This is a genomic window from Streptomyces diacarni, assembly GCF_003323715.1.
In the GTDB taxonomy this organism is placed as follows: Bacteria; Actinomycetota; Actinomycetes; order Streptomycetales; family Streptomycetaceae; genus Streptomyces; species Streptomyces diacarni.
The window spans coordinates 1-393 of record NZ_QOIN01000004.1; the positions used below are offsets into that span (position 1 = coordinate 1).

A 393-nucleotide genomic window follows, 5' to 3' on the forward strand; every position below is an offset into this window, starting at 1 on the left:
CCAACACACCAGCAACCTCAGCAAGCCCGTACTCCGCACGCGCCCCCACAAAATCCGCAAGCTCCGCAGCACGTTGACGCAACGCCGGCTCCGACTTCGCCGACAACGCCAACACCACCGGCTCGGAATCCACAGCAGGAACAGGCTGCGTTTCCGTGGTCGCGCCGTCATTCTGAGCGTCGTCCCCAGGCAGCACGAGAGTGCTCGCACTCGGCATGGCCGGTGTGGGCCAGGTGATGTCGGTGCCGTGCACCCACAGCCGGGCGGCGGAAGTCAGCATCTGACGCAGATCACCATGATCACGCTGCAACGACCCCGTCACGATCACCTCAGGACGCTCCGGATGCTCATCGACAACATCCTCGATCGCCGAGGTCAACACCGGATGCGCAC

General features: G+C 64.4%; 1 protein-coding gene. It reads right to left on the reverse strand.

Annotation, left to right across the window (positions count from 1 at the left end; translation table 11 throughout):
- On the reverse strand, positions 1–393 hold a 393-nt coding region (locus DTL70_RS33340; protein ID WP_181860698.1), incomplete at both ends, for a hypothetical protein.